Here is a 22,783-nt window from a genome sequence, read left to right as displayed (position 1 = left end):
GTGAAAAAAGTCTGGCTGCTCGGCTTCGGCTTTTTCAGCATCAGTATTACTTGGAGCTTGTATAACGCGTTTGTTCCATTTTTTCTCGAAAAGTATGTGCACAGCGTAGCTCTAATCAGCTTCATGATGACCATCGACAACTATTTCGCGCTGTTTCTGCAGCCGTGGATCGGCAACCGGAGTGACCGGACGGCAACCCGTTTCGGACGCAGAATGCCTTATCTGATGATCGGAATGCCGCTGGCCGCTGTGCTGACGATGCTGATTCCGCTGCATACCGGACTGTTCACCCTGCTCTTGTTCATGATGCTGATGAACCTGGCTATGAGCCTGTACCGTTCGCCGACCGTTGCGCTGATGCCGGACATTACACCGGATGCCCAGCGTACGAAGGCCAACGGCCTGATTAACTTCATGGGTGGTGTCGGCTCGATTCTGGCTTTTGGCGTCGGTTCGTACCTCTATGATGCCAGTCCGGTGCTGCCGTTCGTCGTGGCCGGGGTGATTACACTGCTCTGCCTGTTCATTGTCTCGCATTTCATCAAGGAGGATCGGGATGGTGTGAATAACGTGGCGGGAAGATCTGATGCTGAGGGTAAAATGCTGCCTGAGGGCAGCGTTCTTCCGCTTGCTAAGCCATCGCGGATCTCCCTAAAGAAGCAGCTTGACCGAACGACTGTATTTCTGCTGGCAGCGATTTTTTTCTGGTTCGTGGCTTATCAGGGCGTGGAAACCCTGTTCACTCTGTACGGCAAACATCATCTCGGGCTCAGTGAAAAAGACGCTTCCTTCTCGCTGACCTTCTTTTCACTGGCCTTCGTGTTGTTCGCGATTCCGAGCGGCTGGCTGGGAGGACGGTTCGGGAAGAAAAAGATCATTATCACCGGTGTCTGCGGGCTAATGGTGGTGTTCTCCCTGGTCGGGTTCGCAGAGCATATAGTCGTTCTTCGTGGCCTGCTGCTGCTTGGAGGAATGTTCTGGGCCTGCATCAATATTAATTCCTATCCTTATGTCGTGGCTACTGGAGGCGAGGAGAGCATCGGCACGCGTACAGGCCTGTACTATCTGGTCTCGTCGCTCGCGGCTATCAGTTCTCCGCCCCTGCTGGGACTGCTTATTGATCTCACGGATTACTCCATCCTGTTCTATGCGGCAACCGTCAGCATGGCCTTCGCCTTGCTGTGCCTGCTCCTGATGAAGGGGCGTACCAGAGCCGTGAACACCGTCCATTCCAATAAAGCGTAGGAAGAAAACGGCGGACGCGGCTTCAACAACGGCATTTCTGCCGTTGTTCCTACGCTAACCTCCCGATGCGGCTTTAACAACGGCATTTCTGCCGTTGTTCCTGCGCTAACTTGCCGCTGCGGCTTCAACAACGGCATTTCTGCCGTTGTTCCTGCGCTAACTTGCCGCTGCGGCTTCAACAACGGCATTTCTGCCGTTGTTCCTGCGCTAACTTGCCGCTGCGGCTTCAACAACGGCATTTCTGCCGTTGTTCCTGCGCTAACTTGCCGCTGCGGCTTCAACAACGGCATTTCTGCCGTTGTTCCTACGCTACCCAGCCTCTGTGGCTTCAATAACGGCATTTCCGCCGTTGTTCCTGCGCTACCCAGCCGCTGCGGCTTTAACAACGGCATTTCTGCCGTTGTTCCTATGCTAACTTGCCGCTGCGGCTTTAACAACGGCATTTCTGCCGTTGTTCCTGCGCCTCCAGAAAGTCTTATCTTTTGTAAAAGCAAACGGCCACCCGCTCGCAGATTATTGCTCAAGCGGGTGGCCGGCTGTTTAGTTGGCTTTGGATCTGCTGACCAATTTGATCTGCTGGGTATGCGGCTCCTGCTTATGCACGGAATAACGGCCTTGCCCTAGCTGCTTCGCATTGTACATAGCTGAATCCGCTTCTTTCAACAGGCGCTGCCGGTCGATTCGGCCATGACTCATAGTAATCCCAATGCTGGCCGAGACGAACAATTCATGCCGCTCCAGCTTGTAATTGCGGGTCGTGCTCTCCAGAATCCGCAGCGCAAGCTGCTCTACTTCCTTGCGGCTGGTGCGCTTGGCAATGATCACAAATTCGTCCCCGCCGATCCGAAAAATATGCCGCTTGCCTTTGCTTGAGAATTGATTCAAGCTGCTGCCAACGGCCTGCAGCAGCAAATCACCCACATGATGCCCAAGCGAGTCGTTGATGGCCTTGAAACGGTTCAGATCGAGAAATAACACGGCGAGCTGCTCGTTTGGCTTGCAATGATCCCAGAAGTGATCCATCCCGTTCTTGTTCAATAATCCGGTCAAGGTATCCCGGTAGGCCAGTTCCTTCAGTTGCTCTCTCTCCGCCAGCAGCTGGCGCAGCCGGAAGATCAGGTACATCATCCCTGCAAGAGTCAGTGCATAAATCCCCAGGGCAAGTGAGGCGCTGCCCTTATCAGGTTCAAGCTCCGGGAGAGACTGCAGCCCCAGAAGGTGCATCACATACAGCCCCGCACCGGCAATAAGAATCATAAAGACCGTGAGCATAGCCTTGGCTTGTAGTGTTCTGCCGCCGAACTTCCGTGCCAGAATGAGAATACTATAGACAGTCAATGCTGCAACAAGCACCGAGAATACGGCCAGCATATAATTTCGCGCTTCCATTGTTCATTCGCACTTCCTTAACATAATCTGAATACCAATTACGCTTATTATCGGCAGGATCGGCGGCTTCTGACATAGAATGTGTGGGAATCTGCCACTTTTAATGTAGAAATCATCCTGGAATTTAGCCCTTCATATGCTCCACACAATTGTACAGCTCACAGGTCCAACCACTGTCTTCCTTGACAATATGGGTAATCGAAGTGTTATCCAGGAACTTGCTTACATCCAGCCCGGGGACAAGCCCTCTAAGGCTGCTGCGCAGAATGGCGCCGTGGCTGACGACAAGTATTCTTTTGCCGGGATGCCGTGCAGCTATTTCTTCGATCGCCTGACTGCCTCTGAGCTGGCCCGATTCGTCGCTTTCCAGCCCCACGTCCATAGTTCTCCACCCGCTGCCCCACCGCTCCACACGTTCGCTTTCGGTAGTCCCCTCAATCATTCCGCCGTACATTTCCCGCATTCCCGGGATCTGTCCCGCTAATGGAAGACCTAGCCGGGCTGCAATAACCTCTGCTGTCTGAACGGCCCTCAGCAGGTCACTAGAGTAAATAAAATCCCAATTCTCCCGGCTCAGACGTTCCGCAATGGCCGCCGCCTGGCGCAGCCCCTCTTCATCCAAAGGGTTATTCGTATGCCCCTGTATCCGGCCTTCTTTATTCCAAGCTGTGCTCCCATGTCTGATTAAGCCTATCGTTGTCATTTCGCTAACCCGCCTTTATAGATCAAGATAATTCACAAGCTGAGCTGTAATTTATACGTATATTCGAAAATTATAAACCATCGGCGAAGCAGATGCATACTGAAAGCTTGCTTTTTGTGATAAACAACATTGCACAGCAGGGCAATTGACGATTTTGGGCACACAGTTATATGATAAGAAAGCTTGAAATTTCTGCCACAAGTAAAAGGAGATTCTGTTCACAATGAAAAAAATGTCTGCACTCTTTCTGGCCTTCTTTACCATGTTTTCCGTTCTACCCGTAGTGCAATCCAGCACAGCTGCAGCGGCAGCGCCCAAAACAGCCGTCTATGTCGATAAGGACAATCACTCCTTCATCCCGCTGCGGTTCCTGAACGGCTTTGCCGGCATCCAGGCAGGAGTGGATGCCGCCGGCAAACAAATACAGATTACAAAAGGCGAGTCCTCACTGCTTCTGACTCCGGGCCAAGCGGCAGCCTCGGTCAATGGCGAATCTGCCACGCTGACCGAGCGGCCTTTTAGCAGCAACGGAACTACATATGTCCCCTTGTCTCTTGTCAGCAAGACACTGGGAATTCAACTAAATTGGAACAGAACTGCCGCTTCTCTCACTCTTGCCGCCGATGATGCCGCAGCCACTTTGCCCGTGTTAACCGGTACGCTTATTCAGTCAAGCACTCCAGCGGTGCTAAATGCTAAGCACACCTACAGGGTGGGCGGCAGATCCTTTTCCGTACAGACGGTAACGGTGTCCCTGCTACACCCTTCCCTTAAGCTGGATGTTGTCCTCGCCGGCAACACGGTCGGCAAGACGGAAGCGCTCGGCAGTATCGCCAAACGCAGCGGCGCTGTAGCCGCCATTAACGGCACCTATTTTAACGCATATACAAACAGTTCCTACAAGGTTCCTTACGGTTATATTATCAGCGGCGGGAAAATGCTGAAGGACAGTCCTGCCGACAAGCGGACAGTGTTTGCTTATGACAGCAATCTTCTCGCCGAGCTGATCCCGGGGAATAAATTCATGGACCGCTTCAACTCCGGTTCTGTTGTCGGAGCGCTTCAGGCCGGTCCCCGGCTATTGGTTGACGGCAAAGTAGCACTGAATGTTGCCGGTGAAGGCTTCAGGGACCCCAAAATTTTGACCGGCGGCGGCTCCCGCAGCGCGCTTGGCCTGACACGTGACCACAAGCTGATCCTCCTGACCTCCGGCGGAGCCACGATTCCGCAATTGGCCCAGATTATGAAGCAGGCCGGAGCGTATCAGGCAATGAACCTGGATGGCGGCGCCTCCAGCGGCCTGTTCTACAGCGGCAAATATTTGACCACGCCGGGACGGCTGATCAGCAACGCGCTGGTGGTCAAAACCAAATAACGGCATCAAGATCAGCAAGCCTCCATGAAACGGTCCTTTTGGCCGGACATGGAGGCTTTTTGCTATGGCAATACCCGATCCATCCGTTTCAGCTTTTGCAAGATTTCCCTTAAGCATGTTACTGTAGTTTGGACAAAGGAGTGAGATTATGGAAACCATCCTGATTGTTGAGGACGACGCCAAGCTGGCAGAACTGCTCGGCGCCTATTTGTCAAAATACGAATTTCATACGGTGGCTGTGGAGGATTTCAACAGGGTGCTGGAGACGTTTGAGCAAGCCGCGCCCAGTCTGGTGCTGCTGGATGTCAACCTCCCAAGATTCGACGGATTCTATTGGTGCCGCCAGCTTCGCAAATCCTCGCTTTGCCCCATTCTATTCATTTCGGCGCGCGACAGCGGCATGGATCAGGTAATGGCGCTGGAGAACGGTGGCGACGATTATATCACCAAGCCTTTTCAATACGAGGTGGTGCTGGCCAAAATCCGCAGCCATCTGCGCAGAGCCTACGGCTCTTATGCCCAAACCCAGGAGGAGCGAAAGGTGCAGACAGGCGATCTTACGCTTTTTCCTGAACGCTATACGATTCAGTATGCCGGACAGTCTGCCGAGCTGACCCAGAAGGAATCGGTTCTCCTCGAGGCGCTGCTGCTGAAGGAAGGGCGGGTTGTCACCCGCGAACAACTGCTGGATCTAATGTGGAAGGATCAGCATTTTATTGATGATAATACACTGAACGTCTACATTACCCGGGTTCGGCGGAAGCTCAAGGAACTGGGGCTGGGAGAGATTGTAGAGACGGTTAGAGGGGCCGGCTACCGGATAAGCCTACCCGGAGAAAACCCATGAAGCTGTTCCTCAAAGACCAGCGTCCGCTGCTGCTCTTCTACTTGGTACAGATGCTTCTGGTTCCGGTCCTGTACTATCTGTCGGGCGAATCCAGGCCTTTGTCTATCATTCTGTATGGAATGGCACTTAGTGCGGCGGTTCTTCTCCTCTATCTGGCGTACCGGTATATCCAGCACTACAAGCTGTATAACCGTCTAAGCCATCCAGACGCCGCTCCTGGTGAGCAGCCAGCGCCTCTCGGCGATGCCCCACTGCCTGAAGCGGTGGGAGAAGTGCTGCAACTTACCCACCGCCACTACCAGGAGCAGCTCCAGGAGCATATCCGCCGGATGGATCAGCATATTGTCTTCATCAACCGCTGGGTGCACCAGATGAAGACGCCGCTCTCCGTGATCCAGCTTACGCTGCAGGATCTGGACGAGAAGGAAGCAGCCAGCATCCAGGAGGAGCTGGAACGGCTGCGCAAGGGGCTTGAAATGGTCATTTACACCTCCCGGCTGGAGAGGTTTGCGGATGACTTCCAGGCTGAGGCCCTGCCGCTGCGCAGAATTGTGAGCGAAACGGTCGCCGAGAACCGCAAGCTGTTCATCCGCCGCGGAATTAAGGCGGACATCCGGGTGGATGCCGAACTCATAGTATACAGCGACACCAAATGGCTGATGTTCATGCTGACGCAAATCCTGGTCAATGCCGTGAACTATACCTCCGGTTCGGGCAAGACCGTTACTGTCTCTGCACAGCGCACAGATAAGGAAATCGTTCTTAGCATTCAAGATCAGGGGATCGGCATCTCGCCTGAAGATCTGAAGCGGGTCTTCAATCCTTATTTCACCGGCGAGCGCGGACGGCAATATCATGAATCGACCGGAATGGGCCTTTATTTGGTCCGCGAGATTTGCAGCCGGCTCGGCCACAAGGTTGAACTGGCATCCCGTCCGGGCGAAGGGACTACGGTTCGGATTACTTTTAGCGCGGTTTCTATATAAGTTGAACAACAGCGGCCGGAAGTCCAAACATTCCCCGCAGTTACGACCAGACCCCAATATGAAAATCTATAGTTCAATTTAAAAGGTTAGCTCAGGGCCGGATGGCTTCGGGCTGGCCTTTTTGTGCTGGCGATCTAAGATAACGCTGCCCCGCAGCCAGAATAAGGAATCAGAGGACAGGGGATAATATCCCCAAAGCACCCAGATTTCAGCAGAACGGAGGCGTTACGATGCCAAAAAAGCAGCAAATTGCCCGCAAGAGCACAAGTGATCCCGGAGAGGAGACCGTGCCTGCGCCGCTTCCTCTTGATCTTTCACTGGAGGTGAATCTGCAGGAGATCGGCAGGCTGATTGGCCAGAGCTCGGACGTTATTTTCCGCAGATTCACCAATGATTCGTTAAGCTCGCTCTCCCTGGTTTTTATATACATTGATGGTTTGGTCAATGCGGATGCGGTCAATCAGGCGGTGCTGCAGCCTTTGATGGAAAGGGCCACACAGAAGCGCACCGACATTACTCCCGAAGCTGCCTTCAGCATGATTAAGGATCAAATGCTGCCGGTTGGGGGCGTGAAAGAAGGCAAAACGCTGGAAGCGCTGCTGTCCATGCTGTTTGATGGCTACACGCTTATCTTGTTCAACGGACTCCAAACGGCACTGGCTGCCGATACCTCGGGCTGGGAGAAACGAAGCATCAATGAGCCGACCTCGCAGGGCGTCATCCGCGGTCCCAAGGAGGGCTTCACGGAGAACCTGCGGACAGGAACCGCTATGCTGCGGCGCAGACTCAAAACCTCTGATCTCAGAATCGAAGAGTATAAAATCGGACAGCGCACCCAAACCGGCATCGCCCTCGTGTATCTGCATGGCATCGCCAGCGAGCAAGTGCTTACGGAAGTCCGCCGGCGGCTGAATGCGATCAATACGGACAGTATTCTGGAGAGCAATTATATTGAGGAGTTCATCCAGGATGGGGGTCTGACACCCTTTCCGACTATCCAGAACACAGAACGCCCGGATGCGCTCGCGGGAGGCATTCTGGAAGGGCAGATTGGGATCATTATTGACGGTACTCCCTTTGCGCTGCTGGCGCCTTCTACCTTCTTCAACTTTTTTCAATCCAGCGAGGACTACTATCAGCGTTATGATATCTCCTCTTTCCTGCGGCTGATCCGGTACTCGGCATTCTTCGTATCCATGCTGCTGCCGGCAATATATATCGCCGTCACCACCTTTCACCAGGAAATGCTGCCGACCACCCTGCTGATCAGCCTCGCCGCCCAGCGTGAAGGCGTGCCGCTGCCAGCGCTTGTTGAGGCGCTGCTCATGGAGCTGACCTTCGATGTGCTGCGTGAAGCCGGGGTCCGCATGCCGCGGACCATCGGTCCGGCCATTTCGATTGTTGGCGCACTGGTGCTGGGCCAATCCGCAGTTCAGGCCGGTCTCGTCAGCGCGGCTATGGTTATTGTCGTTTCTTTTACCGCCATCTCCAATTTTGTTATTCCGTCTCTGGCCATCGCCAACTCGATCCGCTTAATCCGATTTGTCATGATGCTTATTGCCGCGACACTCGGCCTGTTCGGGATCATGTCCTTTTTGATGGTGCTGCTGATTCATATGGCGGGGCTGCGCTCTTTTGGCGTACCCTACCTTTCTCCGGTCGCACCAATGGTTCCTCATTACCTGAAGGATGTATTCGTCCGCGTTCCTCTGTGGAATATGACTATGCGCCCCAAGACCAATTTGGGTCAAGAAACGCGCAGACAAGGATCAGACCAAAAACCGGAAGGAGAGAATCCAGCTTGAACGGAAAAATCGGCACTACCCAGGCAGCCATGCTGGTCGCCAGTATAATCCTGCCGACTGCTGTTATCGTGCTTCCCCTGTCCATCAGCAGCTATGCGGAGCAAGACTCGCCGCTGGCCCTTCTTTTGTCGGCCCTGGTTGGGCTCGTCATTGCCGCGATTGTCGGTACGGCCATCCGGCATAATAAAGGCGCACCATTTCTGGACTGGATCGGCGAGAAAAGCTCGCCCATCATCGCCACTATCCTCGGCCTCTTCATGCTGCAGTTCTATCTGGATGCTACGTCGGTGATCCTGCGTGAATTCGTGAATTTCCTGAAGGATTATGTTCTCATCAATACCCCTGTCACGGTGACGACCCTCCTGATCGTGTTCATCAGCATTTATATGGTCAGACAAGGCCTTGAAGCCATTGCCAGGGTGAACATCCTCATCATACTGCTATATCTGTTCTTTGTGCCGCTGGCCATATTCGGTTTGTCCAATGAAATGAATGTACATCATCTGCTGCCGGTTTTCGACCATTCACTGGCGGAATTGACGCTGGCCAATACGGCATCCATTGCATTGATGTCTGAAGTAGCCGTGCTGCTGTTCCTGGCCCCTTATCTGAAAAATCCGCAGAAAGCCCGCGTTATAGGCTGGACCGGCATTCTCCTATTCTTGGGAATGATGATGTTTGTATTGATTCTAACGCTGATGGTATTTGGAGCAGAAATAATCAAGCTTAGCGTTTATCCGGGATTTTTAGCCGCCAGTATCGTCCATATTGGAAGATTTGTGGAGAATTTGGATATTCTCTTTGTCTCCTACTGGGTGCTTTCCTTCTACCTCAAGTTCTCGATTTTTCTGTTTGTTACCGTAGAGTGCTTCAAGCAAACCTTTCGAGTGAACAACAGCAAGCCATTTATCGGTGCACTGGGTCTGGTTATCGCTTTGGAGTGCCTGTTTACCTGGCAGAGCTCGGCCAAATTAAATCTCTACAACAAGGAAGGACATTTTCTGGTCTTTTGCCTGTTCAATGTGTTCGTTCCACTCGGGGCATTATTGCTAGGCCGGTTACATAAATTCAGATCCAAGGAAAAAGGGTGGAGAACATGAGCTTATGGAAGAAAACACTCTGTCTGCTGCTCTGTCTCCCTCTGTTGTCGACTCTGCTCAGCGGATGCTGGGATGACCGCGAGCTCACTGCGCTCGGTATTGTTTCCGGTACGGCATACGACTGGGAAGATGAGCAATGGAAAGCTACCTATCAGGTAATCACCCCCTCCTCCGGGGCGAGCAGCATGGGGGGCAGTACAAGCGGAAGCACAAGTTCTCCTCCGTTTATTACCTTTACAGTGAAGGGTAGAACGATAATGGAAGCTGTTGAAAAAACCAATCTGACTAGCACACGTGAGATGTTCTTCTCCCACTCCAGAATTACCGTACTGGGAGAAAGCCTGGCCAGGCATGGCGTGAATCAATTAATTGATATGTTTCTCCGCAAGCAGGATGCCCGGGAAACGGTATATGTATTTATTACCAAAGGCGAGGCCGGTAATATTCTGGATCAGCTTATGCAGATGACCAAGAATCAGGGAGCCGGCATTCAGTTAATGATTGAGCAGGAATCCCGGCTGCTCTCTTATTATCCCGGCACCCGGATGTTTGAGCTGGCAATGGCTCTTTCTTCCGATTCGGGAAGCGCGATCCTTCCCGAGATTCTGCTTACAGGGAATGAAATTATGGATAAGTCCGATGAAACCGCCCGTACGGATCTCCCTTCACGGCTGGCTCTAGGCAGGCTAGGCGTACTGAAGGGTGATAAGCTGGTAGGCTGGCTAACGCAGAAGCAAGCCTTCGGCTTATCGTTTCTGACGGGTAAAATTAAAAACGCTACGATTGCTTTCGCTTCCCGCCCCGGTACAAGTGACAAGACCGACGCCTCTTTTGTTCTTCAGCATTCAAGCACCTCCGTTCATCCCAAATGGGAAAAGGACCATTACATCTTGGATGTGGATATTAAGGGCAGCGGAGCGCTCCTCGAGCTTGGAAGCGTCATGGATCTGAATGACCGTGCCTCCATTACGGAAATGGAACAATCCATAGAACAGCAGGTGCTGGGGTTTGTCAACAACTCCTGGACGAAGGTTCGGGAGCTTGGGGCTGATGTCACTGGCTTTGCAGTGACAATTCACCGCAGCGACCGCAAGCGCTGGAAGCAAATCCAGAAGGATAAGAGCTGGGACAGCGTGTTCCAGAATATCGAAATCCGCCCCCATGTCTCAATGAAAATTTTACGGACAGGCCTCAGCAGCAAATCCTTCGAATCAGTTCACAAGAAATAAAGGAGCTGGCCCTATGAAAATAGCTATAATTCTTGGGCTTTATGGTCTCGCTTTCTGGCGGGGCTGCACCCTGCTGAACGGGAAGGGCCTCAGGGCACACAGGCTGTGGTTCGGCTGCATTATGCTCTACTGTGCCTATGTTAACATTTCAGGCATTACCGGAACTCCACATATAGGGGTGTCTACCCTGTATATAGCGTTCTTCCAGCCAGCCGGCAGGGCAATTATCAAATGGTTAGGAGGCTGATCTCCACTCATGCAAAAAAATGAACAGGTGTCTGCCCTGCAAATTTCGTTTATGATCATGCTGTTTGAGATCGGCAGCACGCCGCTGTTTCTGCTTGGCGGCAAAGCCAAGCAGGATTCCTGGCTGGTCATGTGCACCGGCTCTGCAGCCGGCTTCATCCTGCTTCTGCTCCTGATGTGGATTCAGCAGCGGTCTATGGATACCGACCTTATCGGCATGCTTCAATCTCATTTCGGGCGTATTGCTGGCTCCGTTCTCGGCGGAATCTACAGCCTCTATTTTGCCTACGAGTCCATGCGCAATGTCCGCGATTTAGGCGAGATGACGGCGATGACGATGCTGCCGAAGACCCCAATGGCTGTCACCATGCTGATTTTTATATCCATTGCGTTATATGCCATATGGAAAGGGACCGAAGTTATCTTTCGCCTGCCGGAGGTTCTCTTGCCGCTATTGCTTTTCTTTTATGGCCTGCTTATTGTGCTGCTTGGCATCATGGGTTCCTTGGACCTCAATCACCTGACCCCCGTTTTGGATGGCGGACTGCTGCCGATTATAAAGACCGCGCTGCCGGATGTTGTTTCTTTTCCCTTCGGCCAAATGATTGTGTTCTTAATGCTGTGGTCCTTGTGGGATAAGCCCGGTGTGCCTGTTAAAAACACAATAACCGCTTATCTTCTGATCAGTATTTTTCTGATTTTCATGAATGCCCTCAACGTTGCAGTCCTCGGACCGACGGTGGCTGGATTCAGCCAATTGCCCTTTTTGAAAATAGTACGCACCCTATCCAGTCTGAAGTTTATCGAACGCCTTGACATCCTGGTTACGATCCAACTCTTCATCGGCCTGCTGATCAAGATGATGCTATTCTACTTTTGTTCGGTGAAAGCAGTGGCAGAGCTGACCGGAAAACCGGCAAAATGGTGGGTATTTCCCGTGGGTGCGGTCATTTATGGCGCTTCCTTTCTGGAGAGAGACTACACGCAGCATATTGCCATCGGCCTGGGACCAAGCCTTAAGATTGATCCGATATTTCAGGTGGGCATTCCCCTGCTATTGGCGATTTCCATCCTCCTACGGAGCCGGTCTAAGCACTCCTCCTAAGTACGAACGTAACCTTAATCACGCTGTAAGGTAATGTTAAGGTAAAACCATAGCACCCCCAGTGCTCTTCCTGTAAACTCGGTAACAGAAGCGGAAACGGCTGCGGCCTGATAACAAGAATGGCACCCCTCGTTTCCGGCAGGAAGGAATGAATAGAATGAATGTACTTGAGGTTACCGCTCTGAATAAAGTATATCCGGGAAAAGTGCATACACAGGCTCTCACCGATATTCATCTCAGTATAGAGCAAGGTGAGTTCGTCGGGATTATGGGACCTTCGGGCAGCGGCAAAACCACTCTGCTCAACATGGTCTCCACTATTGACCAGCCCTCCTCGGGTGAGGTAAAGATCGGCGGAAGAAATCCCTATCTGATGAACAAGAAGGAACTGGCCCTGTTTCGCCGCAGACAGCTCGGCTTTGTGTTCCAGGACTTTAATCTGCTGGAGACCTTGACTGTGGCGGAAAATATCGTTCTGCCTCTGACCCTGGACAACCGCAAGCTGGCCGAAATGGACGCTCTGCTGCAGAAGGTCGCGTCCCGCCTGAATATCACAGATATCCTGAACAAGCGGACCTACGAAATTTCCGGCGGGCAGCGCCAGCGGACAGCCATTGCCCGGGCTATCATCACTCAGCCGGCAATTCTCCTGGCCGATGAGCCCACCGGTGCGCTGGATTCCAATTCCTCGCGGATTGTGATGGAATCGCTGGAGGATATCAACCGCAAGGAAGGCACTACACTGATGCTGGTTACGCATGATCCGCTGGCGGCGAGCTATTGCCACCGCATCGTCTTCATCAAGGATGGCAAGCTGGCGGCGGAAATTCATCGCGGAGACAACCGCCAGACCTTCTTCCAGAAGATTATCGACACACTTTCATTCTGGGGAGGGAACGGCCATGAGCTTTCCTCAATTCGCGTTTAACAATGTGCGGCGCAATTCGCGCGCGTATATGGCCTTTTTTCTCAGCAGTGCCTTTATGGTAATGATATTCTTTTCATATTCGGTGTTTATCTATCACCCGGGCGTCGCGTCTGTAACAATGGGAGCAAACTCAGCTGTCGGGATGAAGATCGCTTCATACATCGTGTTCATCTTTGCTTTCTTCTTCGTGCTCTACTCGATCAGCGCCTTTCTTAAATCGCGTAATCTGGAATTCGGTATTCTGATGATCCTCGGCGCACGTCCGGAGCAGATCAACCGGCTGATTCTGCTGGAAAATATGCTGATCGGCCTGCTGTCGATCCTGAGCGGGATGGCCGGCGGAATGCTGCTGTCCAAGCTGTTCCTGCTGCTCAGCACCACTGCGATCGGCATTGACGAGCTGCCCTTCTATTGGCCGGTGAAGGCGATGGTCCTTACTTCTGTTTGTTTTATTGCTCTTTTCCTGGTTAGTTCTGTCTTTACCCTGCTGTTCATCCGCAAAAACCAGGTGCTTGAGCTGCTGAAGGGCAGCGTCAAGCCGAAGAAGGAACCGAAGGTCTCCTGGCTGTTGTCGCTGCTCGGACTGGCCCTGCTGACTGCAGGTGCCGTCGCCATCCGCAGCCCGTTATCCCCTGCCTCTCTGCTGGCAGCGGCTGTCACCGGGATTCCCGGAACCTATTTTTTCTATTCGCAGTTGTCCGTGCTGGGCATGCGCCTCTTGAGAAAAAGCCGGAAAAGGCTGTGGCGCGGGACCAATCTGCTATGGATCTCCGAAATGGGCTATAAAATCAAGGACAACGCACGGATGCTGTTTCTTGTCACTGTCGTTACCTCGATGGCCTGTATGGCCGCCGGATTCCTGCTGTCGATCAGTCAAGCGAACAGATCAGCTTATATGAACAATCCCTTTGCAATTGCCTATACGGTTTATGATGGGAAGGATACTGACGCCGGGCTGCAGGAAATCCGCCGCACTCTGGATAAGGCTGGAGTCAAATATACAGAGGACAAGGCCCGGTTCATCTACGACTCGATCAAGGGAGAAGGCGGGAGCAAGCAGAACGGCGTTGAAATGATTCCGCTCACCCGCTTTAATCAACTGGCAGAGCAGTTGGATTATACCGGACTGCCTCCGCTGAGCGATGGTGAAGCTGCACTGTTTTTTGATCCGCAGCTTGTCTCCTTGAACTTTGATGCCGGCCAGAATGTAGTGTTATCCAATTTGAACGGGCAAAAGCTTGTGCTGGTGCAGGTTCAGAAGCCAAAGGTGATGCCGTTTGGCCCATACACCCGACCGTTACTGATTGTGAGCGACAGCTTGTATGACAAAGCTGAGGCCGCGTCGGACAGCTCCGCTCTGGTGGAGAATTACTTCTACACGATCCCGGCATGGGATAATGCACGGCTCAAAGCTGGTGAACCCGAGACTGTCATCTCAAGTGAACTGGCGCAGTGGAGCGTTAACAGAAATACAGCTCTAGACAACTGGGACACCTCAATCAGAGCCCGGGCGGATAGCTACATGGCTTCCAAGCGGAGCACCTCCATGATGAGTTTTATCGGGGTTTTTATAGGCTTGATTTTCTCGCTCTCGTCCGCCAGCTTCCTCTATTTCAAGCTGCATACGGAGCTGAACGCAGATATAAGAATGTATCATGCCCTGTCCAAGATCGGTCTGAGCGTCAGAGAAATGTCAGCCTCCGCCACCCGGCAGATCGCACTGCTATTCTATATTCCCATTCTGGTTGCTGTCATACAGACGCTGGTAGTCATTCGTCCGGTGCTGTACCAGATCCACATCCGGAATGTCGCCATGCCGGTCCTGGTTACGGCGGCTGCATTTTTGACCGTGCAGACCATTTATTTTATCATTGTTAGATCGCGTTATATTCACAGTCTGAAAAAAATGATGGTATAACACAGGAGGGAACTGCTAGAAGTATGTCCAAAGCCGATCATATGTTGTCCATTCTGTGGATGCTGCAGCAGCGCAGAAGAACCGCCGCAGAGCTGGCGGAGGAGCTGGAGCTAAGCGTGCGCTCGATCTACCGCTATATTGACGCGCTCTGCGCCAGCGGCGTTCCCGTGATTGCGGACGCCGGTCCGGGCGGCGGCTATAGCCTGCCGGAGCATTTCAGCGCGGCTCCGCTCTTCTTCGACGACGGGGAACGCCGGGCGCTTGTTCAGGCCTCCGCTTTCGCCCGGGGCAGCGGGTATCCTTATGTGGATGCCCTTGAAGGTGCGCTTGCCAAGCTCAAACGTTACAGCAATGCCGAACAGCAGCTACAGATGGAGCGCCACGGCAGCGGCCTGGAGACGCTGCATTCACCGGCTGCACCGCTTGAGCAGCTGCTGGAAGAGCTTGAGAGCTCCACTGCGGACAGCCTGACGCTAGAGATGGAGTACCGCAAAGGAAACGGCGATGCTCCTTCCACCCGCTGCATTGATCCTTACGGGCTGGTGCTGTGGAAGGGCCAGTGGTACTTGGCAGGCTTCTGCCATCAGCGCCAGCAGATTCGCAGCTTCCGTGTGGACCGGATCACCGGGCTGCAGCGGACAGGCGCAAGCTTCCTCCGCCCCGCCGGCTTCTCGGCGCGTGAATTTCTGCTGCAGAGCCTTCTGCCGGCCCAGGATAGAACGGAAGAGCTGATTCCCGTTGTCATCGAGGCTGCAGAGAGAGTACTAAATGAGCTATGCAGCCACTGGCTGTTCGGTCACACGCTGGAGCAGCGCAGCAGTGGAACGGCGCGGTTCCTGCTGGATGAAGCCACTGTGTACAGCTACGCTCCATACTTCCTCCTGCCTTACGGGAAGTCGCTGACAATCATTGAACCGGCAGCCTTGAAGCAGAAAATTGCTGCCGTAGCCACAGATATTGCAGCACATTATTCGGAATAATCCTCTTCCTAAGGATCACTGACCGTATCTGTCAGTGATCCTTTTGTATAGTGTAGACAGGTCTGAGACATACATGAAAAAGACACTTCCAGAGAGGAATGATTGAGATGAAAGAATTGAAATATGAGTTCTATATTGGCGGTACCCCAGCGCAGGTATGGAACAGTCTGGTTGCACCGGAGCAAGTTAAGCAAATCTATTACGGCAGCGTAATCCGCTCCAGCTTCAAAACAGGAGAACTGCTGGAATATGTCGGCCCGGGAGCAGACGGAGACGAAACCGTACATGTCTATGGCACGCTGCTGGAGTATGTTCCAGAGCAAGTCTTAAGCTTCATACACAAGGCTGGCCCTTCCTACCTTAAGGGGGAGGAGCCTTATGAATCCCGCATCACCTGGCAGCTCGAACCCGCTGGCGGCTGCACCAGGCTGACGCTGATTCACGATGACTGGCACCCGGACGACCCCTTATATGCAGCCAGCGACAGTGCCTGGTGGCAGATTCTGAGCAACATCAAAACACTGGTGGAGACCGGCCGAACGCTGGATTTTGGCAGCGGGGAATAGCAGGATGGTACTGATTTAACTTTTTTCCAAATATATTAAATTTAATTTATATTTTTAATATAGCGTGATATTAGCCGATAATCAGGTTTACAATCAAAAAAACAGTACATTAAAGCGTTTTTTTATACACGTTATATATTTGACATAAAACATGACACATAAATATAATCCCATTAATAATTATTTAAATATGTTAGGTTTAATGACGTATATGAATAATTATACATACTTAGGGGGGTTGAATTTATGTCATTATCCAAATCAATATGGCTAAAAACTGCTTTAACTGCTGGACTGGCTTTAGGTTCGCTTTTTCCAACTGTCACCATGTTTCCGGTCTCAAGCACCTATGCAGCAGAGGCTGTAGTCCAGGGAACCGTCGTATCTACTCAATCCGCAATCCAACTGCCCAAGGTACAGGTTATTGCAACCGGGGGCACCATCGCGGGCCAATCTGTTGATGAAACAAGCTTTCAAAATTACAAGGCAGGCACTTTATTAATCGAAGATATGGTTAAAGCGCTGCCCAATAAAGATCAAATCGCTGAAGTCTCCAGCTATCAATTTGGCAATGCGGGTTCCGGCTCCTACTCAATGCAGCAATTATATAGTCTTTCCTTAAAAGTCGATGAGGCGCTTAAGACACAGGATGGAGTCGTTGTAACTACAGGTACAGACACGATGGAGGAAATAGCTTATTTTCTTGATCTCACCGTACGCAGCCCCAAACCCGTTGTAATTACAGGCTCAATGCGCCCATGGACAGTTATCGGCAGTGACGCTCAGGCGAATTTATACAATGCCATCAAGCTGGCTGCAAGTGGAAAAACAAAGTATTTCGGAACCGTTCTGATGCTGAATGATGAATTCCATGCGGCAAGAGAAGTTACTAAAAGCAATGCTTACCGGACTGATACTTTTGAAACACCTAAGCTTGGGATGCTGGGATATATCGACGAAAAAAATATCCGCATCTACCGCTCCAATGCCAGATCACTCATGAGTGAAGATAAGTGGGCAACACCCTTTGATTTGAGTAAAATTTCACCATCCAGCCTGGCGAAGGTGGAAATTGCCTATGCTTATCAAGATGCCGGGGCTGGAGCAATCACAGGTTTTGTCGCGGACGGGGCAAAGGGAATTGTTACTGCCGGCACAGGCGCCGGGGGAATTTCCAAAGCAATGGGAGAAGCCCGGACGAAGGCGATTAAAGAGAAAGGTGTTATCTTTGTTGCAACAACCCGTACGGGTTCCGGCAGCAACTACACAAGCGCCGATGGCATTATTGCCGGAGACAACTTAAACGCCGCACATGCCCGCATTCTACTGATGTTAAGCCTTTCTTTCAGCAGCGATTTCAACACGATAAAAGGCTGGTTTGACACTTATGGGTCAGGTCAAATCGACACTGCGGGAAAATAACAGATTTTGAAACTATATGAAGAAAAACAAGCACCAGGCCCCTTAGAGGTCTGAGTGCTTGTTTTTTTCTTTCGCTATTATTCTTAATTTATTTTTCCCTAGGGAAACTTTTTTGTTGCCAGGACAAATTTATTCACGTATACTACTATTGTGGAATACTACAATAATCTAACCCTAGTGCACAATATATACTTATTTCTAAATATGAAAGTAGGAGATGTTATGGCTGGAGCTTCTATTCCGTTGTCGGAAGCGCTGAATGGCAACAAGCTTGTGATCACTGGCATCGAAGTGCAGGGGGTGCTGCGGAGAAGGCTGCTTGATCTCGGATTTGTGGTCGGCAATGCCGTTGAGGTTCTGCGGCGCAGCCCGCTCGGAGACCCTACGGCCTTTCGGGTAAGCAATACGACCATTGCCCTGCGCCGGGAGGAAAGTTCGCTGATCTACGGAGAAATCATTGGAGGTGAAGAAGGATGAGTCAATTCACTGTCGCTTTTGCAGGCAACCCCAATACAGGAAAAAGCACGCTCTTCAACCTGCTGACCGGCCTGCGCCAGCACACGGGCAACTGGGCGGGCAAAACCGTCATTACCGCCGAAGGCGAATTCACGCACAAGGGCCACGCCTACCGGGCGGTCGACCTTCCCGGCACTTATTCACTGTACTCCAATTCTGCCGATGAGGAGGCCGCGCGGGATTACATTATTTTCGAGCAGCCGGATGTGACGCTAGTAGTACTGGACGCAACTTCGCTGGAGCGCAATCTTAACCTTGCATTGCAAGTGCTGGAGATTACCGGGCGGACCGTGATCTGCGTCAATCTGATTGATGAGGCCCAAAGGCTGGGCATCACCATTAACCTGAAGGCCATTGCGAAGCGGCTGGGCGTCCCCGTTGTGGCGATTTCGGCCCGGAACAAAATTGGCATTGAAGCTCTGCTGGACCAGATCGAGCGTGTTGCCACCGGAGCATTCACAGCACCGCCGCTGCGCATCGCTTACAGCGATGAGATCGAACAGAGCATTGCCGAGCTTGCGCCTGTCGTGGAGCAGACGTTTGGTTCCAAATATCCGGCGCGCTGGATTGCCCTGCGGCTATTGGACGGTGATGACAGCCTGCTGGCCTCACTCAAAGCTAACATGAACCGCAAACCTATTCCCGAAGCAAAGGAGGCCATAAGTCATGGAGTCACCGCATGCCATTAAAGGAACGGACGCTATAGATTCCCTGCTGTCGGCAGCGAAAAAACTGGCGGACAAGGGCGCAATCCGGGATGAGATCGTCAGCGGCATTTATGGCGTATCGACGGAAATCTGCCGTGATGCCGTCACCTATCAGGACCAAAAGAAGCTCACCAGCACTTACAAGCTGGACAATATCGTAACCTCAAAAATATGGGGCTTCCCCATTATGCTTGCCGGTCTCGGCCTGGTGTTCTGGATTACGATTGCCGGAGCGAACTACCCTTCGAGCTGGCTCGCTTCCCTCTTCGGCTGGATCGAGGGTTATCTGAACGCCGGCTTTGAAGCGGTGAATGCCCCCTCCTGGCTGCATGGCGTGCTTGTGCTGGGACTGTACCGCGGAACCTCCTGGGTGATCAGCGTCATGCTGCCCCCTATGATGATTTTCTTCCCGGTGTTCGCGCTGCTGGAGAATTTCGGCTATCTGCCGCGCGTGGCGTTTAACATGGACCGGTTGTTCAAAAAATCCGGCGGCCACGGCAAACAGGCCTTAACGATGTCGATGGGCTTTGGCTGCAATGCCGCCGCCATTCTCTCCACCCGCATTATCGAATCGCCCCGGGAACGGATGCTGGCCATTCTGACCAATAATTTTGTTCCCTGCAACGGACGCTGGCCGACGCTGATTCTGCTATCCTCCCTGTTCATGGCCTCTGGTGCTGCAGCAGGTGCAATGCAAACTTTATCGACCGCCCTGGTGCTGATGGGAATCGTGCTTATCGGGATAGTCGTAACCTTGACTGTCTCCTGGGTGATGTCCAAGACCGCGCTGCGGGGAGTGCCGACCCATTACACTCTAGAGCTTCCGCCATACCGCCGCCCGCAAATCTGGAAGACCATACTTATCTCCTCCAAGGAAAAATCCCTGAACGTACTGACCAGGGCTATCGTTGTTGCCGCTCCTGCCGGAATTATCACCTGGATTCTCGGCAACGTATTCATTGGCGGGGACAGTGTACTTAATCATATGGCGGCTTTCTTTGATCCTTTTGCCGGGCTGCTCGGGCTGGACGGCTTCATTATTATGGCCTTTATCCTAGGGCTGCCGGCCAATGAAATTGTGCTGCCGATTCTCCTGATGGGCTATATGTCCTCCGGTGCAATGGTTGATGTCGACGGTCTGGGCAGCATTAAGGACATCTTTGTGAGCCACGGCTGGACCTGGCTGACCGCGCTTAACATGATGCTCTTCTCCCTGCTCCACTATCCTTGCGGCACCACGCTTATTAATATCTACAAGGAGACCCGCAGCATGAAATGGGCTGTGCTCTCCGCCGTCATTCCGCTTGCAATCGCTATTTCCGTAACCTTTGCCATTGCACAGGCGGCCCGCTTGTTCGGCTGGGTGTGATGCACAAAAAACTCCTTCGCAGCTCTTACTGTGAAGGAGTTTTTCATTTGCCCGATCAAAGCAGCCTCTCAATTTTACATCCCCTGCAGTCTGTTCGCAGAATCCTCATAATGCCCTGCCAGCCTTAACCTGAAAGTGGTTCTAACGCTTGGCGACAAGGCCTCCACCTGTAAAATAGCCGTGAGCAGCTCTTTATTCCGTATATCCTTATACATAGCGTCATTGACCATCGCAATAGAGATTTGCGCGGGATGGGATTTGGAGCGAACGAATGGACTCTCAATGCTAACCCACCCTTCCTGCAGAACACGCATGAGAAAACCGGTTCTTCCTGAATTTTGGAAAAGGAGCGGCAGCCCAGGGCTACCAAATTTTTTGGCCAGCTTATGACATGGGGGGCGGGGCTGGGTAACCTCAATCAATGCCTCCCCCCACATGAAAATATCGCCGATATGTATTTCCGATTCCCTCATCCCTTGTACTGTCAGGTTTTCTCCGAAGGAACCCAAGGGAAGCTCCCGGCATAACTCCTGCTCCCAGTCACCGTAATATTCTTCCGGATAAACGCAAATTGCTTTGTCCGGTCCGCCATGTCTGACTTTGTTAGCCTGTTCGTCCCCTTGCAAACCCAGAGCAGATAAGAACACCCGGTCTTGGGTTGATTTCTTCGTTATTGCAGACAAGACGCGTTTTCCTTCAAATTCAATCCACTCGGATTTTCCAATGTTCACAGAACAGATCCGCATTCCCATTCCACTCTCCTTACACCGCTGTATCCGCCTGCAGCTCCTTTTGCGCCAGAGCGACCTTCTGATTCTGTGCATTACGGATAAGCTGATAGATGGCCACGCCGCAGAGGACAAGCAAACCGGAGATGAGTGCAAACATTGCGCCCCCGCCGAACTGTTCAAAGATCACTCCGAAACAAATGGGGCCGAGAATTTTGGGAATCTGCATGTATAACCCAAAAATTGAATTGTATCTTCCTCTCATGCCTGCGGGAGCAGCGATAGAAACATACTTTTGCAAATGGATGATGCCGATAATTTCACCCACGGTGAAGATCAGCTCCGTTACCACCAATACGAGAAAAGATGTCGCAAATCCATAGCCCAGACTTACGATGGCAAACAGCACATAGCTGATCAATATCATGGACTGTGGCGATTTATTCTCCGTCTTCTTGGGAAGCCAAACCATCAGCAGAATAACAACAACAGAATTAATCGTCATCAGCCCGGCAAAGACGGAGGACGCATTGGAAAAGTTTGTTTTCAAATGCAGAGGAAGGGTTGTTTCCACCTGCGAATACAATAACCCCACAGGAATCGCGAGCAAGGTCAACAGGTACAGCAATCGGTGCTCCCGGTATGGAAGTCTGGCAGAATGGGCTGCAGGCTTATCCGCCAGAAAGGTATCCTTCGGGCGTGTCTCCGGCACCTTCCACCAAATGAGCAGAGCGAACAGAACGAATGAGGCCGAGCAAATGACGAAGATAACATTCTGGTTCAACAAATACACGGCCAGGCCCAGCAAAGGCCCCAGCGCACCGCCAACATTAACCGCGCCATGAATAAGGGCAAAGACCTCCGCACGTTTCTCCTCGGGAACAATATCAGAAATCTGCGCATTGGCTGCAGGCAAAAACATCGGCATGCCCATGCCTCCAAGCACAGAAATCAGAATAAGCATCCACAGCGTATCGGCAAATATGAAACCAAGCATGGACAAGGCCTGAATCGCAAGCGATACAAGCATAACCGGCTTGCGTCCGTAACGGTCAGCCAACCCTCCCCCCCAGAAGCTCAGCATAATTCCCGCCAGCGGCTGAAGACCTACAACCAGCAGAGGCATCAGCACAGTTCCGCCAAGCTTATCCGAGATATAGAAAATGAGAAAAGGCCGGATCATAAATGTAGTTAGCGCACACAATCCGGTTCCAAACACTCGAATCCATAGAATGGGGTCATGTCGTCTAAAATAAGAAAAAGTAAGCCGCATGGAAGAATCAACCTCTCTTCATTCTATTCAACGATGCCCATATGTCCGTTGCTCTCAAGCGACAGCTCCCAGGTGCGCAATTCATAATTCTCTTTGCCCGACAGGACGTAAGGGTCACGCTCTGCAATCTGCACAGCTTCTTCTCTGGACGTTGCGCGGATAATGACCATACCGCCGGCATAATCCGTAAACGGCCCGCACATTACCAGTTTGCCCTCCCGGTCAAGCTCCCGCAAATGGTTCACATGAGCGCGAATGAGCTCAATATCCATTTTTTCGTTCGTTGCATGGCTGAGCAAAATAACATAACGAATATCTTCATCTCTGGTAATATAGCTCATTTGTA

23 protein-coding genes are annotated in these 22,783 nt (G+C 52.0%); 17 read left to right on the top strand and 6 right to left on the bottom strand.

From position 1 onward, the window contains the following. A complete protein-coding gene (locus ACX1DY_RS28970; protein ID WP_458967592.1) occupies positions 1-1,245 on the top strand; it encodes an SLC45 family MFS transporter in 1,245 nt (414 codons plus the stop codon). Here the strand turns inward: ACX1DY_RS28970 and ACX1DY_RS28965 are convergent. The 3 genes from ACX1DY_RS28965 to ACX1DY_RS28955 all read right to left on the bottom strand — a co-directional run bounded on the left by ACX1DY_RS28965 (position 1,146) and on the right by ACX1DY_RS28955 (position 3,337). Continuing rightward, positions 1,146-1,688, bottom strand: coding sequence for a hypothetical protein (locus tag ACX1DY_RS28965; protein WP_458967591.1), 543 nt, complete (start codon positions 1,686-1,688; stop codon positions 1,146-1,148). The two genes, ACX1DY_RS28970 and ACX1DY_RS28965, sit on opposite strands and share 100 nt — an antisense overlap. 97 nt (positions 1,689-1,785) lie before the next feature. Continuing rightward, positions 1,786-2,634, bottom strand: coding sequence for a diguanylate cyclase domain-containing protein (locus ACX1DY_RS28960; protein WP_458967590.1), 849 nt, complete (start codon positions 2,632-2,634; stop codon positions 1,786-1,788). 124 nt (positions 2,635-2,758) lie between these two features. After that, positions 2,759-3,337, bottom strand: a complete 579-nt coding sequence (locus tag ACX1DY_RS28955; RefSeq protein ID WP_458967589.1) for a histidine phosphatase family protein — start codon at positions 3,335-3,337, stop codon at positions 2,759-2,761. Positions 3,338-3,560: 223 nt separating this feature from the next. On the opposite strand from ACX1DY_RS28955, the gene ACX1DY_RS28950 reads away from it, so the two are divergent. The 16 genes from ACX1DY_RS28950 to ACX1DY_RS28875 all read left to right on the top strand — a co-directional run bounded on the left by ACX1DY_RS28950 (position 3,561) and on the right by ACX1DY_RS28875 (position 20,436). After that, on the top strand, positions 3,561-4,712 hold the full coding sequence (locus tag ACX1DY_RS28950) for a phosphodiester glycosidase family protein (protein ID WP_458967588.1): 1,152 nt from the start codon (positions 3,561-3,563) through the stop codon (positions 4,710-4,712). A 148-nt stretch (positions 4,713-4,860) separates the two neighbouring features. Beyond that, on the top strand, positions 4,861-5,559 hold the full coding sequence (locus tag ACX1DY_RS28945) for a response regulator transcription factor (protein ID WP_458967587.1): 699 nt from the start codon (positions 4,861-4,863) through the stop codon (positions 5,557-5,559). Further along, a complete protein-coding gene (locus tag ACX1DY_RS28940; RefSeq protein ID WP_458967586.1) occupies positions 5,556-6,545 on the top strand; it encodes a sensor histidine kinase in 990 nt (329 codons plus the stop codon). Before ACX1DY_RS28945 ends, ACX1DY_RS28940 begins: the two co-directional genes overlap by 4 nt. A 230-nt stretch (positions 6,546-6,775) precedes the next feature. Next, entirely contained in the window at positions 6,776-8,350 is a 1,575-nt protein-coding gene (locus ACX1DY_RS28935; protein ID WP_458967585.1) for a spore germination protein, read from the top strand. Beyond that, positions 8,347-9,450: a GerAB/ArcD/ProY family transporter gene (locus ACX1DY_RS28930; RefSeq protein WP_458967584.1), complete on the top strand. Its 1,104-nt coding sequence runs from the start codon at positions 8,347-8,349 to the stop codon at positions 9,448-9,450. Before ACX1DY_RS28935 ends, ACX1DY_RS28930 begins: the two co-directional genes overlap by 4 nt. After that, the gene (locus ACX1DY_RS28925; RefSeq protein WP_458967583.1) at positions 9,447-10,679 is read left to right on the top strand and encodes a Ger(x)C family spore germination protein; all 1,233 of its coding nucleotides are present in this window, start codon (positions 9,447-9,449) and stop codon (positions 10,677-10,679) included. Before ACX1DY_RS28930 ends, ACX1DY_RS28925 begins: the two co-directional genes overlap by 4 nt. Before the next feature lie 13 nt (positions 10,680-10,692). Beyond that, a complete protein-coding gene (locus ACX1DY_RS28920) occupies positions 10,693-10,926 on the top strand; it encodes a hypothetical protein (protein WP_458967582.1) in 234 nt (77 codons plus the stop codon). A 9-nt stretch (positions 10,927-10,935) separates the two neighbouring features. Further along, complete coding sequence (locus ACX1DY_RS28915) at positions 10,936-12,030, top strand: GerAB/ArcD/ProY family transporter (RefSeq protein ID WP_458967581.1); 1,095 nt, start codon at positions 10,936-10,938, stop codon at positions 12,028-12,030. Positions 12,031-12,187: 157 nt separating this feature from the next. Further along, complete coding sequence (locus tag ACX1DY_RS28910) at positions 12,188-12,958, top strand: ABC transporter ATP-binding protein (RefSeq protein ID WP_458967580.1); 771 nt, start codon at positions 12,188-12,190, stop codon at positions 12,956-12,958. Next, entirely contained in the window at positions 12,933-14,876 is a 1,944-nt protein-coding gene (locus tag ACX1DY_RS28905) for an FtsX-like permease family protein (RefSeq protein WP_458967579.1), read from the top strand. Before ACX1DY_RS28910 ends, ACX1DY_RS28905 begins: the two co-directional genes overlap by 26 nt. A gap of 23 nt (positions 14,877-14,899) precedes the next feature. Beyond that, entirely contained in the window at positions 14,900-15,856 is a 957-nt protein-coding gene (locus ACX1DY_RS28900) for a helix-turn-helix transcriptional regulator (RefSeq protein WP_458967578.1), read from the top strand. 107 nt (positions 15,857-15,963) lie between these two features. Beyond that, positions 15,964-16,422 carry an SRPBCC domain-containing protein gene (locus tag ACX1DY_RS28895; protein WP_458967577.1) on the top strand — a complete coding sequence of 153 codons (459 nt, stop codon included), beginning with the start codon at positions 15,964-15,966 and terminating at the stop codon, positions 16,420-16,422. Positions 16,423-16,668: 246 nt separating this feature from the next. Then, complete coding sequence (locus ACX1DY_RS28890; protein ID WP_458967576.1) at positions 16,669-17,844, top strand: asparaginase; 1,176 nt, start codon at positions 16,669-16,671, stop codon at positions 17,842-17,844. A 222-nt stretch (positions 17,845-18,066) separates the two neighbouring features. After that, the gene (locus tag ACX1DY_RS28885; protein ID WP_458967575.1) at positions 18,067-18,321 is read left to right on the top strand and encodes a FeoA family protein; all 255 of its coding nucleotides are present in this window, start codon (positions 18,067-18,069) and stop codon (positions 18,319-18,321) included. Beyond that, complete coding sequence (locus ACX1DY_RS28880) at positions 18,318-19,049, top strand: FeoB small GTPase domain-containing protein (RefSeq protein WP_458967574.1); 732 nt, start codon at positions 18,318-18,320, stop codon at positions 19,047-19,049. Before ACX1DY_RS28885 ends, ACX1DY_RS28880 begins: the two co-directional genes overlap by 4 nt. Next, positions 19,027-20,436: a nucleoside recognition domain-containing protein gene (locus ACX1DY_RS28875; RefSeq protein WP_458967573.1), complete on the top strand. Its 1,410-nt coding sequence runs from the start codon at positions 19,027-19,029 to the stop codon at positions 20,434-20,436. Before ACX1DY_RS28880 ends, ACX1DY_RS28875 begins: the two co-directional genes overlap by 23 nt. Positions 20,437-20,510: 74 nt before the next feature. On the opposite strand, the gene ACX1DY_RS28870 is transcribed toward ACX1DY_RS28875, so the two are convergent. The 3 genes from ACX1DY_RS28870 to ACX1DY_RS28860 are packed head-to-tail and all read right to left on the bottom strand — an operon-like array spanning position 20,511 to position 22,778. Beyond that, positions 20,511-21,182: an MOSC domain-containing protein gene (locus ACX1DY_RS28870; protein WP_458967572.1), complete on the bottom strand. Its 672-nt coding sequence runs from the start codon at positions 21,180-21,182 to the stop codon at positions 20,511-20,513. A gap of 16 nt (positions 21,183-21,198) precedes the next feature. Then, positions 21,199-22,437 carry an MDR family MFS transporter gene (locus ACX1DY_RS28865; RefSeq protein WP_458967571.1) on the bottom strand — a complete coding sequence of 413 codons (1,239 nt, stop codon included), beginning with the start codon at positions 22,435-22,437 and terminating at the stop codon, positions 21,199-21,201. A gap of 23 nt (positions 22,438-22,460) precedes the next feature. Then, positions 22,461-22,778 carry a YciI family protein gene (locus ACX1DY_RS28860; protein ID WP_458967570.1) on the bottom strand — a complete coding sequence of 106 codons (318 nt, stop codon included), beginning with the start codon at positions 22,776-22,778 and terminating at the stop codon, positions 22,461-22,463. Positions 22,779-22,783: the final 5 nt, after the last annotated feature.

This window comes from Paenibacillus sp. BAC0078, assembly GCF_054483875.1.
Note: the sequence above shows the minus strand (reverse complement) of the source record. Positions and strands in the feature narration are given on the sequence as shown.